The sequence below is a fragment of the Peribacillus sp. NPDC097224 genome, assembly GCF_044761985.1.
Taxonomy (GTDB): domain Bacteria; phylum Bacillota; class Bacilli; order Bacillales; family DSM-1321; genus Peribacillus.
The window spans coordinates 223,451-238,362 of record NZ_JBIWDK010000004.1 but is presented as its reverse complement, the minus strand read 5'-3'; the positions used below and the strand labels follow the sequence as shown (position 1 = coordinate 238,362).

Below are 14,912 nucleotides of genomic sequence, written 5' to 3'. Positions count from 1 at the left end.
AAATTAAAAAACTTTTTCCAATGCTAACCAAGCTTGCTAATTCTTTTATTAAATCTGTATAAAAATGTATAATGAAAAGATAAAAATGTTACCTACATATGAAGATTGAAGGGTGTCGTAGATGAAAAAACTGTTTTCGTTCCTTAAACCATATCGTCTCTTCATCGCTCTTGCTTTATTTTTAATGTTAGTCGAGCTCGGTGTTGAACTTTTACAGCCACTCTTCATTGCAAAGATCATTGATGATGGCATTTTACAAAAAGACCTTTCCGTCGTGATAAAGTGGGGAGCGATCATGGTCGGCCTATCGATATTTTCGTTCCTTGGCGGAATCGTCAATTCCTTTACAGCTTCTCATGTGAGCCAAAGTTTTGGACATGAAGTAAGGAAAAATCTCTTCGGCAAAATCCAGGCCTTTTCTTTTGCCAATTTAAACAACATCCCGACCTCTTCCTTGATCACCCGGATGACGAATGATGTCACGCAGCTTCAGAATACGGTATTTATGGGATTGCGTATCATGGCAAGGGCACCGTTGATTGTCCTTGGGGGCACAATCATGGCGATAACGGTCAATCTGAAGTTATCCCTTGTATTGATCATTTCGATTCCCGTTCTCGTGCTGTTCCTGGGATGGGTCATGAAACGTGCGGCAAAGCTGTTTCGACTTGTCCAAAAAAGGCTGGATAACGTCAATAGTGTCATGCGTGAGAATTTGATTGGGATGAGGTTGATCAAAGCATTTCTTCGTAAGGATCATGAAATCGGCCGTTTTGACGGGGCAAACGATGAATTGAAAATGAAGACCGTCCAATCGCTTCGCTTGATTGAAACGACGATGCCCGTGCTGATGCTGGTCATGAACGTGGCAATCCTTGTAGTCCTATGGTTCGGTAGCGGCTTTATCTCGACGGGAGATATCCAGGTCGGGGAAGTCGTGGCGATTGTCAATTATGCCACAAGAATCGCAGGCTCCTTATCGGTCTTTTCTTGGTTGATCATGGTCTTGTCCCGAGCAAAAGCGTCAGCTGACCGCGTGACCGAAATTTTCGAGACGCCCATTGATCTCGATGAAGGTAGGGTGGAAAGCAGGGGGGACCTTATCAAAGAGGGGCATATCGAGTTCCAGGATGTGTCATTCCGCTATCCTGGCGGAGATGAACAGGTATTGAAACACTTGAAGTTCACCGTTGAAGCGGGACAAACTCTCGCGATCATCGGTGCGACTGGGTCGGGGAAAACCTCCCTATTTCAGCTCATTCCACGTTTATTCGAAGTGGAGAGTGGAGCAATCACGATAGATGGACAGGATGTGAGGGACATTCCTCTGGACTCACTCCGAAAAAGGATTGGCTACGTGCCACAGGAAGCGATGCTATTTTCCGGGTCCATCCAGACCAATATCGCCTGGGGGAAAGAAGACGCGTCACTGGAGGAAATCATGATAGCGGCCCAACATGCCCAAATCCATGAAACGGTAATGAGACTGCCAAAGCAATATGAAACGCGGCTAGGACAAAAAGGAGTGAATCTCTCAGGTGGGCAAAAGCAACGGCTATCGGTTGCGAGGGCATTGGTCCGCAGGCCGAAGATCCTCCTTTTGGATGACAGCACAAGCGCCTTGGATCTAAATACGGAAAGTAGGCTGCTTACGGCATTGGAATCCTATACGTGCACGACGCTCATCATTACGCAAAAAATAAGTACAGCGATGAAAGCCGATAAAATCTTATTGCTTGAAGATGGAGAGGTACTCGCGGAAGGCAAGCATGATGAGTTGAGTAAAACGAATGCCCTTTATCGGAAAATCGTTGCATCACAATATGGGGAGGAGGAGATTTCCTATGAAACGAAAAACGTCTCCCGCTAAAAAGCCGTCCAATTCTGCAGGCACGGTCAAACGGATCCTCCCTTATTTAACGACGAATAGAAGTATGCTCGTCATGGTCCTGTTCATGGTCCTGGTCAGTTCAGTGTTAGGACTGCTTGGTCCATTTCTTGTAGGAATGGCCATCGACGATTATATCGTCACGAAGGACAGCGATGGTTTGATCAATCTGCTGTTTGGGCTCCTTGCGGTTTATGTGTTCTATTCACTGTCCATGTGGCTACAAAACTATTGGATGATCGGGATTGCCCAGGATACGGTTTATCTGATGCGCAACCAGCTGTTCAAGAAGCTCCAGCAGCTGCCGATTCCCTTTTTTGACCGTCGCCAGCATGGGGAACTGATGAGCCGGGTCACGAATGATATTGAAAATGTCAGCTCTACATTGAACAGTTCGGTCATTCAAATCTTTTCAAGCGTCCTGACTCTTGTCGGGACACTGGCTGTCATGCTGTATTTGAGTCCATTACTGACGATTCTAACCCTTTTCATTGTCCCGCTTATGTTCTTTGGGTTGAAATGGATTACGAACCGGACAGGCAGGCTTTTCAAGGAACAGCAGAAAAACCTGGGTGAATTGAATGGATTCATTGAAGAAACAATTTCCGGACAGCGCATCGTGAAGGCCTTTTCACAGGAAGAAAAAGTAATTCGAGATTTTATCACTCGCAGTGAGAACTTGAAAAAAGCCGGTTATTGGTCTCAATCCTATTCGGGATTGATACCGAAGCTGATGAATTTATTGAATAACTTAAGCTTTATCGTGATTGCTGCTGTCGGTGGCTATTTGGCCTTGGAAGGAATGGGTGGGGTCACCATTGGCGTGATTGTCATCTTCACCGAGTATTCCAGGCAATTCACGCGTCCGCTCAATGACTTGGCTAACCAGTTCAATACCCTGCTTTCGGCTGTCGCTGGTGCTGAGCGGGTATTCTCGATCCTGGATGAAGAGGAAGAGGGCGTGGATGAGAAAGAAGCGGGTGAACTACGGGACATCCGTGGAGAGGTTGATTTCGAAGGGGTGTCCTTTTCCTATGATGATGACGATCAAACAATCAACGATATTAGTTTCCATGCTGAAAAAGGAGAGACCATTGCATTAGTCGGTCCGACCGGTGCGGGTAAAACGACGATTATTAATCTGCTCGCCCGGTTTTATGAACCGAACAGTGGCAGGATCCTGGTCGATGGACAAGATATCCAACAGGTAACGAGGGCGAGCCTCCGTAAACATATGGGATTCGTTTTACAGGATTCCTTTCTATTTCAAGGAACAATTCGTGAAAATATCCGTTATGGCCGTTTGGAAGCCATGGATATGGAGGTAGTGGAAGCGGCCAAACTTGCCAATGCACATACCTTTATCATGAAACTGCCCAATCAATATGATACGGTTTTGACCCAAGATGGCAGTGGAATCAGCCAGGGGCAACGACAGCTCCTTTCAATTGCGAGGGCGATTTTAGCCGATCCGATTCTTTTGATTTTGGATGAGGCGACAAGCAGTATTGATACAATCACTGAAATCAAAATACAGGAGGCGTTACATCGATTGATGAAGGGGCGAACAAGTTTCGTCATTGCGCATCGACTGAATACGATTCAGCAAAGCGATCAAATACTGGTATTGGATGAGGGGAGAATCATCGAAAAAGGGTCCCATTCGGAGTTATTGAAGCAAAAAGGTTTCTATGCTGAACTTCATCGCGGTTCCTTAAATGGAAATCATACGGGATGAAAAAAAATGTGTGCCTCTTGGCGCACATTTTTTTTAGTTAGTCCAAAAAACTGGAACCTATCGGGTACATTCCGTTACCGAGGCAATTGCCTCATCCAAGAAGGTCAGCACATCTTCGTTTATCGGATACAAACCTGCGGAAGCGGATCCTTCCTTGGACTTTCGAATTTCCCAGAATTTCTCCTCAAGCTCTTTGTTTCCCTGAAATACCAACTCGGACAGCAGGAGGGAATCTTCAGCAATGAGCCGTCCTTCTTCCGATAAGGGGGAAACGCCCTTTTCAAGGGACCATTCAATCCTCTTCATGAGATTGATCCATTGTTTCATGCTGATATCATTTTGTTCCATTTTGGGTAGTTTATTGATGGTTTTCTGTTCTTCTTCGTTGAAGTGTGACCCTCGATTATGCTCTTTTCTTTTGAATAATGGAAGCAGTAACTCCCAATTGAACTCCCCTTCGATTTCGATACTGTTTAATAAAGTCTGGATGTTCTTTAATGTATTTTCCTCTTCTTTTATATCGGATTGTATTTGTTGTTGGTGCTGGAGAAGTAATTCTTTGAAGGATTCTTTATTCAATACGGTTTTGATATCGTCCAATGAAAAAGAAAGGGCTTTAAGCAGGCAGATTTTCTCAAGTCGCTTCAGGTCATTGGCCGAGTAATATCTACGGCCATTAGCGTGCCTGTATTCAGGCGTTAATAATTGAATCTGGTCATAGTAACGGATGGTTCTTATCGTCACATTCGCTCGCTTAGACAATTGTCCAACGGTCAAAAATTCCATTGTCATACCTCCCATTCGTTCATCTAGCTTAAGTGATGGTTAAACTTTCCTTTTTATTATAGCGGAATAGGCGATAGGAATTAAATAGGTAGTATGGAAATAAACGTTAAGAATGGAGTCTGGACGTAGGGGGAGGAAGTCTGGGTAGTCTGAAAAAATCTAAACGGTATATGCCCTGCTATTAATTTCGGCTAGTGAAGAAAACCTATTGCTTATTAACCATTAAATGACATATAATTCAGAATATATACAAAATTAACGTTGTTTAGTCGTTTTAAGGAGGCTGTGGAAAACGTTCAGGCACAATGAATTAGTAAATACAATGGGGTAGGAGATGAAAAAATGAAAGCGCTTAAATCAGTTGTTCTTTGGGGAATCATCTCTGCGTTGGGAGCCGTGAGCTTCGGTGTTGTCGCCTTAAATCGCGGGGAAAGCATTAATGCTATGTGGATTGTTACGGCTGCTCTCTGTGTCTATTCGATTGCTTATCGCTTTTATAGTAAATTTATCGCACAGAAAGTATTCGAGCTTGATGATAAACGTAAGACTCCAGCTGAATTGAATAATGATGGAAAAGACTATGTACCGACGAATAAATGGGTACTGTTTGGTCATCATTTTGCAGCGATTGCTGGGGCAGGGCCACTTGTAGGGCCTATCTTAGCGGCACAGATGGGGTATCTGCCGGGTACACTATGGCTCGTGGTGGGTGTCGTTTTGGCCGGTGCGGTACAGGATTTCGTCATTCTCTTCGGATCGATGCGCCGAAATGGTAAATCGCTTGGTGAAATGATAAAAGAAGAAATCGGTCCCGTCACAGGTTTCATTGCCATGCTAGGGATTTTTGGCATCATGGTCATTTTATTGGCCGTGCTTGCGCTAGTAGTCGTGAAGGCCTTGGTAGGAAGCCCTTGGGGGATGTTCACGATTGCTTCGACCATACCTATTGCCGTCCTTATGGGTGTTTACATGCGGTATATCAGGCCTGGACGAGTCGGGGAAGGATCCATCATCGGGATTATCCTGTTGATGCTTGCTTTGTACTTCGGACGTTTTGTAGCGGAAAGTGCAACATTGGCTCCCATGTTTACATACTCAGGTGAAACGATTGCCATCCTCTTGATTGTGTATGGTTTTGTTGCTTCTGTGCTACCGGTTTGGATGCTTTTGGCTCCGCGGGATTATCTAAGTACCTTCTTGAAAATCGGTACGATCATCGCTCTTGCACTAGGCATCTTCATCGTCATGCCTAATCTTGAAATGCCTGCGGTCACGCAGTTCATTGATGGAACGGGGCCGGTTTTCTCGGGTAACCTATTCCCATTTTTATTCATCACGATTGCATGTGGGGCGGTGTCTGGATTCCATGCGCTCGTTTCATCGGGTACGACGCCTAAGATGATCGAACGTGAATCCCATGCACGTCCAATCGGATATGGAGCCATGCTGACTGAGTCATTCGTGGCCATCATGGCGATGGTAGCGGCCTGCGTATTAACACCGGGTATTTACTTTGCCATTAATAGTCCGGGTGCTGTCATTGGGACGGAGCCGGCTCAGGTTGCGACGACGATATCTGATTGGGGATTTGTCTTGACGCCTGATATGATTACGGACCTTGCCGATGATGTTGGGGAGGAAACGATATTATCCCGTACTGGAGGAGCTCCCACGTTTGCGATTGGGATGGCGCATATTTTCTCACAAGTAGTCGGGGGTGCTTCCTTGATGGCGTTTTGGTATCATTTCGCGATACTATTCGAGGCACTGTTCATCTTGACGACGATTGATGCCGGTACCCGGGTGGGCCGTTTCATGATTCAAGATATTATCGGTACTTTTTATAAACCATTTGCGCAAACGAATAAATGGGTGCCGAACATCATCGCGACAGCCATTTGTGTTCTAGGGTGGGGATACTTCCTGTACCAGGGGGTCATTGATCCGCTTGGAGGAATCAATACACTATGGCCATTGTTCGGGATTGCGAATCAAATGCTATCCGCGATTGCGTTACTGCTTGGTACGACCGTCTTGTTCAAGATGGGCAAGAAAGCGTACACATGGGTCACACTTTTACCGACGACCTTTATATTAATTGCGACGATGACAGCGGGTTGGCAAAAGCTATTCCACGAAAACCCTGCAATTGGCTTTTTGGCGCATAAGGACAAATTCAAGGCTGCCTATGATGCAGGAGAGGTCCTTGCTCCGGCGGCGAATTTAGCGGAAATGAAACGAGTTATCTTCAATGATTATTTAGATGCAGCCCTTTGTGCCTTCTTTATGATCGTGGTCATCACTGTCTTGATTTCCGCGGTACGATTATGGATCAAGATCATCAAAAATGAAAAAATTGACATGCATGAATCTCCTTATATATCAAGGTGATAATGGAGGGAAGGAAACCATGTTAAAAAAAATTACCCGGATTCTTAGCTACCGAAAGCAATTCATTAGTCTACTTGTCGGAGTTCCTAGTTATGAAACGTATGTAGCCCATATGAAGCTGGAACATCCTGATAAAACGATTAAGACAAGGAAAGAGTTCTTCTGCGAAGCGCAGGACGAAAGGTATAACGCTAAGGATGGGAAGGTATCACGCTGTTGCTAGTCATATAGTTAGGAGGGGCCCTTATTATTAGGGCCCTTTTTTGCGCGGATTTTTATAAGAAGAGTATGAAACCATGTGAGGAAAGGACTAAGAATCTATTTCGTACCGTTCGTTTTCCGGTGCTTATTACATAGAATTTTCAAAAAAAGTAAATAAAATGGTTGAATTTTTTGAAAATTAAGTATATGATAAATTACATCACATAACAATGTTATATAACATAACATATTAAAAATTTAAGGGGGAAAAACAAATGCAGATGGCAGATTCGGTATTCATGTTTTTAGCGACAATGATGGTTTGGCTTATGACTCCAGGAATTGCCCTATTTTATGGAGGGATGGTAAAAAGCAAGAATGTCCTCAATACGGCAATGCATAGTTATATGCCACTCGCTGTCATTTCTATTCTTTGGGTGCTGGTTGGGTATTCATTATCCTTCTCACCAGGAAATACTCTCCTAGGCGGTCTGGATTGGGTAGGTTTAAAGGATGTCGGCTTCGCTCCTGGCCCATACAGCGACACAATTCCTCATAGTTTATTCATGCTATTCCAAATGACATTCGCAGTATTGACCGTTTCCATTATCGCAGGCGGGATCGCTGAACGAATGAAATTTTCCGCTTTCTTAATTTTCACCATTCTTTGGTCTTTATTCGTATACGCACCCGTTGCTCACTGGGTATGGGGAGGCGGCTGGTTAGCTGAACTTGGTACGCTTGATTTCGCCGGCGGTAACGTCGTTCATATCTCTTCAGGTGTTGCTGGTTTAGTGTTGGCTATCATGTTGGGGAAAAGGAAGGAATCAGGAAACAGTGCCCCGCATAATCTACCTTTAACATTCCTTGGTGGATCGTTGATCTGGTTTGGCTGGTACGGTTTTAATGTCGGCAGTGCCTTGACGATCGATGCAGTGGCGATGAATGTTTTCGTGAATACGGCTGTTGCAGCTGCGGCTGGTATCATTGGCTGGTTAATCGTTGAGTACATGACAAATAAGAAGGCAACCTTGCTTGGTGCAGTATCGGGTGCCATTTCTGGATTGGTGGCCATTACACCAGCCTGTGGGTTCGTGACGACAGCATCTTCCATCCTGATTGGGGTCATTGGCGGAGCGGTTTGTTACTGGGGTGTATTCTTCCTTAAAAACAAATTGGGCTATGATGATGCACTTGATGCTTTCGGCTTACATGGCATTGGAGGCACTTGGGGTGGAATCGCGACGGGATTATTCGCGACTACTTCGGTGAATGAAGGGGGAGCCAACGGTTTGTTCTACGGAGACTTCAACCTACTCTGGAAACAAGTTGTAGCGATTATCGCCACATATATCTTCGTGGCTGTAGTCACATATATCATCGCAAAAGTCATTAGCTTGTTCGTTCCATTACGTGTCAGCGAAGAAGATGAAACAACGGGGCTCGATCTTACACTCCACGGTGAAAAGGCCTATCACGAATCAATTTAAAGGAGGGAATTCATATGTCTCAGGTATTGACGAAAATCGAAATCATTACGCGGCCAATCAAGTTTGAACAGTTCAAAGAGGAGTTGGCGAAGATTGGTGTCAGTGGTATCACGGTGTCAGATGCGAAAGGTACTGGGCTACAGAAGAGTTATGTCGAAACATATCGAGGCCGAAATCGGGAAATATCCTTACATGACCGAATGAAAATAGAGATTGTAGTATGTGAAGTCCCCGTTCAAGATGTAGTGGATGTTGCCAGGAAATTCTTAAGCACTGGAAAACCTGGAGACGGAAAGATCTTCATCTATGAATTAGCCAATGTGGTGAATATCCGGACAGGAAAAGAAGGGCACGATGCATTAAAGAACGACTGAGGAAAACATTAAAGGAGGGGACAGATGGGCAAGTTGATTGAGATTGTTTCCAGGAAAAAGCAAAAGATTGTGACTGAACTGATATCCGAAAACATTTACCAACCTACCGACAGGTCTTATTTATTAGAATTACCATTGAAGAATTTAGAATCAATCTTACTTCTCCGAACCAATTCCCCGTCTAAAAAAGCAGATGTCTAAGTTAGGAAGCCGTTTCTTCTATAAAAAGAGGAACGGTTTTTCCTGTGTTTTAGAGATAGTGGCAAACCTTTTCGGAAGCGTATTTGAATAGTTTATATCCTGGAAGTGAATTTTATAATAGAAGGACGGATTTTTTATTGGTTCCACCATAGAAATTGGTGGGAGTACCCACTATAATGAAATGGGACAGGTAATTTAAATCCTGTTTTCTGGCTTTTTTCGACGATTTTCGCTTATTTACTTCCATTTTTCATTAATATGGGAAAAATCAGAAGAAAGTCTTTTTCTTTAGAGTGAAAATAATCAATCAATATGTTCTTTATGGGGTGGGGAAAAATGGATCAATTTACGGTTAAATCCGTTTTAAATATCATTAGTGAGTTTGTTCCAAAAAACGCTTCGATTGCAGTGGCTGATTCTGAGCAGTTTATCTATTATCAACCAAGCAAACAAATCGATGTCGGGATTAAACCTGGAGATTTAATAAGTGAAGGGACGGCCGCTTTCAAGGCATTGCAGAGCCGGAAGAAAATTGCCGTTCAAGTTGAAAGTGATGTATTTGGCGTCCCGTATTATGGTTTGAGCGTTCCCATCCTGGAAGGTGAAAATCCAATGGGCGCCGTGACAGCCATCCTTCCCTCCAAGCCGTTCGTGTTGCCGACTTCCTTTTTAACCGTCAAGACGGAAGACAGATGGATTCCGCTTCCTTATGAGGAAATCATGTTTTTAGAAGCGCAAAATAGGAAGACAAGGATCCAGTCTGAACGCGTGAGTGGTTTCCATAAATTGAATTTAAGTGAATTGGAGTTCGTTTTACCAAGTGAAATGTTTATTCGGGTGCACCGTTCCTATATTGTCAACATTCATTTCATTGAGGAAATCTTGCCTGACTTTCACTCTACATTCTTGCTTGTGATGAAGGATCATTCGAAAATTCAAGTTAGCCAAACGTACGCAAGCCAGTTCCGAAGAGCACTTGGTTTTTAGAGTTTCTGTTTCGTGTAATAAAAATGCTGTTTTGTGCTCCTTTTAAGGCTTTTCATTCATAAAAGAATGTGACAATTACACGTACTTGATAAAATTAGGTGTAAGAAAAGCGAAAATGGGGGTCTTTTGTATGAACGAAAGCGTTTTCAAAAAAATCCGCAATGAGCAACTTAAGGGGAAAGTTGTCACTGCAGAAGAAGCTGCTTCATGGATTAAAGATGGTATGAAACTAGGTATGAGTGGATTTACTCGTGCTGGTGATGCGAAAGTTATTCCAATGGCTCTAGTTGAAAGAGCGAAAACTGAAAAATTCAAAGTTGACGTATATACAGGTGCATCATTAGGACCTGAAGTCGACCAACATATGGCGGAAGCCGGACTCATAAATAAACGTTTACCATTCCAAGCGGATAAAGGTATTCGTAATAAAATCAATGCTGATGAAATCACTTATGTCGACCAACATCTATCTCATACGGCTGAATTAGTTCGTCAAGGGATTGTTGGACCAATCGACTTTGCTATCATCGAAGCAGTGGCTATCACAGAAGACGGATTAATCATTCCGACAACTTCTGTAGGTAACTCAGCTATCTTCGTACAAGAAGCGAAGAATGTCATCATCGAATTAAACGTGTCTCATCCAGAAGGATTAGAAGGCATGCATGATATATATTTACCAGCTCAACAAGGTGAACGCCAACCGATTCCATTGACGAGTGCAAGTGATCGTATTGGCTCGATCGGTATTCCTGTTGATCCTGAAAAAGTGAAAGGGATTGTTGTGGCAACAGTTACGGATGCACCTTCTACAATCGTGCCTCCTGATGAAGAGACTGCTGTCATGGCCAATCACCTTACTAACTTCCTTCGCGAAGAAATCAAGGCTGGTCGTTTAACTGAATCGCTTGCACCACTTCAATCAGGTGTAGGTTCCGTTGCAAACGCCGTGTTGAATGGTTTAATTGATTCTGAATTCAAAGATTTAGAAGTATACTCTGAAGTGTTACAAGATGCAGTATTCGATCTTATCGATGCTGGAAAAGTTAAATTCGCTTCAGGTTGCTCCATTACTTTGGCTGAAGAAAAAGGTAAGCAAGTATATGGCGAACTTGATAAATATCGTGATAAACTCGTTCTTCGTCCACAAGAAATTTCTAACCATCCGGAAGTCATCCGTCGTCTTGGATTGATTTCTATCAACACTGCGTTAGAATGTGACATTTACGGAAACGTAAATTCAACACATGTTTCTGGTACAAGAATGATGAATGGTATCGGTGGTTCTGGAGACTATGCTCGTAATGCACGCTTAGGTATCTTCGTAACGAAGTCCTATGCAAAAGGCGGCAAAATCTCAAGTATCGTTCCTTTCGTATCTCACGTTGACCACACTGAGCATGATGTGGATGTTATCGTTACAGAACAAGGTTATGCTGATTTACGCGGTCTAGCACCAAAAGAACGTGTACATGCAATCATTGAAAACTGTGCACATCCGGATTACCGTCAACAACTTCGTGATTATTTCAACGAAGCTGTCGCTCTAACTGGTGGACACCAAACACCGCATGTTCTTGAAAAAGCATTCTCTTGGTATACAAACCTTGCCAAGAACGGTACAATGCTTGAAGCTACTCTTCAAGATCAAAAATAAGATGATGGACCCCGCTCATTGCAGCGGGGTTTTTTTGTTTGCTGAGATGGGGTTTGACCGATAAAGTGCTGGATTTGACCGATAAATAGGTTGAATAGACAGATAAAAGCCAAGTTTGACCGATATATTGATCGTTTTGACCGATAAAAGGGTTTCCCGCTCTAAAAGACTGCCTTGAGAAGGATGATTTTTTCCCAATGTAAATCCTGGGAATCATTGAAATAAATTTTATACAGAATTTTACGTTGTGGTAATGGAAGTATGGTAAACTTCTATCAATGATAGGTAGCATTATAAAATTTTACATACATAATGGATCATCTTTCTTTAGAAAAAGAAGAGTTATATAGGAGGAGATAACTTGTTCAAGGCTAAACTGCATTTTTGGACATTAGAGCTATTGCTATTGTCCGTGTTATTTTATGTGGGGACGAAGATTTCGTTTCTTTTTGAACCAATCGTGATTTTCACTTCAACTTTGTTCTTTCCAATACTCATTTCCGGTTTTCTTTATTTCTTGTTCAATCCGACGGTCGATTTGCTCGTGAAAAGGAGAGTGCCGAGGGGATTGGCGATTTTATTGCTGTATGTGATATTCCTTGGTCTAGTAAGTTTATTGGTCGGTCTTGTCGGCCCGTCCCTTTCACGTCAGGTCACGGATTTGATTAATAACCTTCCTGATTATTTTAATCAATCCAGAACGTTCATCGAAGATTTATCCAAATCAAGATGGTTCATGTGGACGATGGAACAGGATTATGTGTCTTTGAAAGAAGTGGGAGATTCCCTTCAAAGATACTTGACGGACCTACCGGGCAATATTACTAAAAGTCTGTCTTCTGTATTCAGCGTTGTCACGAATATAACGTTGGTAGTCGTAACGGTTCCATTCATCCTGTTTTATATGTTGAAGGATGGCGATAAGCTACCAAGCTCCATCATGAAATTTGTACCGGTCCGTTATCACAAACCGGCATTATCCGTTCTTAAGGAAACGGGGGAGACCCTTACGACATACATACAGGGGCAAATGCTAGTCTGCTTATTTGTTGGAATTGGGACGTTCGTGGGGTATTTAATCATTGATTTGCCTTATGCCTTCCTGTTTGCATTGATAGGTGCCGTTACCAATATCATTCCCTATGTCGGCCCATTTATTGGAGCCGCTCCTGCAGTGATCGTGGCCTTGATTCATTCGCCGACACAGGCGCTTTTGGTCATAGTGGTCATCACGATTGTTCAGCAGTTGGACGGTAATGTCATTTCACCGCTGGTCATCGGGAAAAAGCTAAATACGCATCCGTTAACCATCATCATCCTTTTATTGGTTGCGGGAAACATCGCAGGCATCATTGGGATGATCCTGGCTGTACCGACTTATTCCGTCATTAAAACGATTGTATTGAATATCGTTAAGTTCATCAGGATCAGGAAAGAGGAAAAACTCGGGGAAGATTTAATTGAATGAAAAAACGGGATCGACTCTTTGAGAGTTGGTCCCGTTTTTTTTGTACCAATATTTGATTATAGGCCTAGTGAAATATATTTGACCTCTAAAAACTCTTCAATCCCATGATGTCCGCCTTCGCGGCCAAGCCCACTTTGCTTGAATCCGCCGAATGGTGCCTGTGGAACGGAAGGGAGGCCATCGTTCAAGCCGACGATCCCGAATTCCAGGGCTTCGGTGACTTTAATGCCCCTTGAGATGTTCTCGGTGAAGACGTATGCTGCCAGCCCGAAAATCGAGTCGTTTGCACGTTGTACCGCTTCTTCATCTGTCTTGAAGGAAGCAATCGGTGCTAGTGGTCCGAATGTTTCTTCATTCATGCAAAGCATGCTATCGCTGACGTTGGAAAGGATGGTCGGTTCAAGGAAGAGTCCGCCAATCGATTTCCCACCAGCTTCGAGTTTGGCTCCGCTATTGATGGCTTCGTCAATTTGCTTTTGTACCTTTTCGACTGCACTTTGGTCAATAAGAGGTCCGATGTCGACGCCTTCTTCCAAACCGTTGCCCACTTTCAGTTCGTTCACTTTGGCAACAAGCTTCTCGATGAAGACGTCCTGGATGGATTCATGAACATAAATGCGGTTTGAACACACGCATGTTTGTCCGGCGTTCCGGAATTTCGAACTAATGATGCCCTCAACGGCTTTATCGAGGTCGGCATCTTCCAGAACGATGGCGGGAGCGTGGCCACCCAGCTCAAGCGATATCTTCTTCACGGTTTCGGCAGAGCCCTTCATTAAAGTTTTCCCGACTTCCGTTGAACCAGTGAAGGTCAATTTGCGAATCCGGGTATCTTGAAGCCAAGTTTCGCCGATTTCCGATGATTTACCTGTCACTACATTGATGACACCTTTTGGAATGCCTGCTTCTTCAGCCAATTCGGCCATTTTCAAAGCTGTAATCGGCGTCAGATTCGCGGGTTTAATGACAACCGTACAGCCGACGGCAAGTGCGGGTGCCACTTTTCGCGTAATCATCGCCGCCGGGAAATTCCATGGGGTAATGACGGCTACGACACCGACTGGTTGTTTGGTTACAAAAAGTCGCTTATTCGTAGTGGAGGCAGGAATCGTTTCCCCATACACCCGTTTTCCTTCTTCGGCAAACCAGGATAAAAATCCATTCGCATAGTTCATTTCCCCAAGGGCTTCTTTCAATGGTTTACCTTGTTCCTCTGTCATGATTCTAGCTAGTTCTTCTTTATTGTCGTCGATCAATTTATGCCATTTCCAGATCAAATCCGCACGTTCATAAACCGAGAGGGCAGCCCAATCAGTAAAGGCCGCATAAGCTGCATCGGCAGCTTTGGCTGCTTCCGTGGCTCCTCCTTTTGGGACAGTGGCGACAATTTCATCGGTTGCCGGGTTTTTCACTTCGATTTTTTCAAGTCCGTGATCGGACCATTCCCCATTAATGTATAATCCGTAATCTTTCATGATAAAACCTCCCGTTTCGTATTATTTTGTTCTTTATTTAGAGTGAATGTCTATAAGCTAATATCATCTGCTATATAAAAGTATAAACACTTTTCGGGAAATCTTAAATGAATATGATTGATAAGTTTTTAGAAATGATGGTGGGTTCAGTCAATAGGGACAATAAAACGGAGTGATGAAGTGTTTCAAGGGACAGTAAGGAAGTAAGAATGCATATGGAAAAGAGGATAGATGCGGGCAGAGAGTTCTGCTTCCC

12 protein-coding genes are annotated in these 14,912 nt (G+C 43.6%); 10 read left to right on the top strand and 2 right to left on the bottom strand.

Annotated elements, in window-relative coordinates; translation table 11 throughout:
- Positions 1-121 precede the first annotated feature (121 nt).
- On the top strand, positions 122-1,870 hold the full coding sequence (locus ACIQXR_RS10600) for an ABC transporter ATP-binding protein (RefSeq protein WP_403079964.1): 1,749 nt from the start codon (positions 122-124) through the stop codon (positions 1,868-1,870).
- The gene (locus ACIQXR_RS10595) at positions 1,845-3,626 is read left to right on the top strand and encodes an ABC transporter ATP-binding protein (protein WP_403079962.1); all 1,782 of its coding nucleotides are present in this window, start codon (positions 1,845-1,847) and stop codon (positions 3,624-3,626) included. The genes ACIQXR_RS10600 and ACIQXR_RS10595 overlap by 26 nt, the downstream gene beginning before the upstream one ends.
- Before the next feature lie 57 nt (positions 3,627-3,683).
- Here ACIQXR_RS10595 and ACIQXR_RS10590 read toward each other — a convergent pair whose 3' ends face one another.
- Entirely contained in the window at positions 3,684-4,412 is a 729-nt protein-coding gene (locus ACIQXR_RS10590; protein WP_402871974.1) for a MerR family transcriptional regulator, read from the bottom strand.
- A 342-nt stretch (positions 4,413-4,754) separates the two neighbouring features.
- On the opposite strand from ACIQXR_RS10590, the gene ACIQXR_RS10585 reads away from it, so the two are divergent.
- The 8 genes from ACIQXR_RS10585 (at position 4,755) to ACIQXR_RS10550 (ending at position 13,181) form a co-directional block, all read left to right on the top strand.
- Entirely contained in the window at positions 4,755-6,803 is a 2,049-nt protein-coding gene (locus ACIQXR_RS10585) for a carbon starvation CstA family protein (protein WP_402871971.1), read from the top strand.
- A 19-nt stretch (positions 6,804-6,822) separates the two neighbouring features.
- Complete coding sequence (locus ACIQXR_RS10580; RefSeq protein WP_402871969.1) at positions 6,823-7,026, top strand: YbdD/YjiX family protein; 204 nt, start codon at positions 6,823-6,825, stop codon at positions 7,024-7,026.
- Between the two features lie 253 nt (positions 7,027-7,279).
- A complete protein-coding gene (locus ACIQXR_RS10575; protein ID WP_402871966.1) occupies positions 7,280-8,494 on the top strand; it encodes an ammonium transporter in 1,215 nt (404 codons plus the stop codon).
- A 14-nt stretch (positions 8,495-8,508) separates the two neighbouring features.
- Positions 8,509-8,868 (top strand): P-II family nitrogen regulator, encoded by a 360-nt coding sequence (locus tag ACIQXR_RS10570; RefSeq protein ID WP_402871963.1) that lies wholly within the window; start codon positions 8,509-8,511, stop codon positions 8,866-8,868.
- A gap of 24 nt (positions 8,869-8,892) precedes the next feature.
- Positions 8,893-9,069 carry a hypothetical protein gene (locus ACIQXR_RS10565; protein WP_402871960.1) on the top strand — a complete coding sequence of 59 codons (177 nt, stop codon included), beginning with the start codon at positions 8,893-8,895 and terminating at the stop codon, positions 9,067-9,069.
- A 336-nt stretch (positions 9,070-9,405) separates the two neighbouring features.
- The gene (locus ACIQXR_RS10560) at positions 9,406-10,056 is read left to right on the top strand and encodes a LytTR family DNA-binding domain-containing protein (RefSeq protein ID WP_402871957.1); all 651 of its coding nucleotides are present in this window, start codon (positions 9,406-9,408) and stop codon (positions 10,054-10,056) included.
- Positions 10,057-10,186: 130 nt separating this feature from the next.
- Positions 10,187-11,713, top strand: coding sequence for a succinyl-CoA:acetate CoA-transferase ScpC (gene scpC, locus ACIQXR_RS10555; RefSeq protein ID WP_402871954.1), 1,527 nt, complete (start codon positions 10,187-10,189; stop codon positions 11,711-11,713).
- 361 nt (positions 11,714-12,074) lie between these two features.
- Positions 12,075-13,181 (top strand): AI-2E family transporter, encoded by a 1,107-nt coding sequence (locus ACIQXR_RS10550; RefSeq protein ID WP_402871952.1) that lies wholly within the window; start codon positions 12,075-12,077, stop codon positions 13,179-13,181.
- A 56-nt stretch (positions 13,182-13,237) separates the two neighbouring features.
- On the opposite strand, the gene ACIQXR_RS10545 is transcribed toward ACIQXR_RS10550, so the two are convergent.
- Positions 13,238-14,656, bottom strand: coding sequence for an NAD-dependent succinate-semialdehyde dehydrogenase (locus ACIQXR_RS10545; RefSeq protein ID WP_402871949.1), 1,419 nt, complete (start codon positions 14,654-14,656; stop codon positions 13,238-13,240).
- Between the last annotated feature and the right edge of the window lie 256 nt (positions 14,657-14,912).

Excerpts from the sequence above, each read along its gene's own strand:
- ACIQXR_RS10585 (WP_402871971.1), top strand. The coding sequence starts at position 4,755 with ATGAAAGCGCTTAAATCAGTTGTTCTTTGGGGAATCATCTCTGCGTTG.
- scpC (WP_402871954.1), top strand. The coding sequence starts at position 10,187 with ATGAACGAAAGCGTTTTCAAAAAAATCCGCAATGAGCAACTTAAGGGG.
- ACIQXR_RS10600 (WP_403079964.1), top strand. The coding sequence starts at position 122 with ATGAAAAAACTGTTTTCGTTCCTTAAACCATATCGTCTCTTCATCGCT.
- ACIQXR_RS10560 (WP_402871957.1), top strand. The coding sequence starts at position 9,406 with ATGGATCAATTTACGGTTAAATCCGTTTTAAATATCATTAGTGAGTTT.
- ACIQXR_RS10545 (WP_402871949.1), bottom strand. The coding sequence starts at position 14,656 with ATGAAAGATTACGGATTATACATTAATGGGGAATGGTCCGATCACGGA.
- ACIQXR_RS10575 (WP_402871966.1), top strand. The coding sequence starts at position 7,280 with ATGCAGATGGCAGATTCGGTATTCATGTTTTTAGCGACAATGATGGTT.
- ACIQXR_RS10595 (WP_403079962.1), top strand. The coding sequence starts at position 1,845 with ATGAAACGAAAAACGTCTCCCGCTAAAAAGCCGTCCAATTCTGCAGGC.
- ACIQXR_RS10580 (WP_402871969.1), top strand. The coding sequence starts at position 6,823 with ATGTTAAAAAAAATTACCCGGATTCTTAGCTACCGAAAGCAATTCATT.
- ACIQXR_RS10590 (WP_402871974.1), bottom strand. The coding sequence starts at position 4,412 with ATGGAATTTTTGACCGTTGGACAATTGTCTAAGCGAGCGAATGTGACG.
- ACIQXR_RS10570 (WP_402871963.1), top strand. The coding sequence starts at position 8,509 with ATGTCTCAGGTATTGACGAAAATCGAAATCATTACGCGGCCAATCAAG.
- ACIQXR_RS10565 (WP_402871960.1), top strand. The coding sequence starts at position 8,893 with ATGGGCAAGTTGATTGAGATTGTTTCCAGGAAAAAGCAAAAGATTGTG.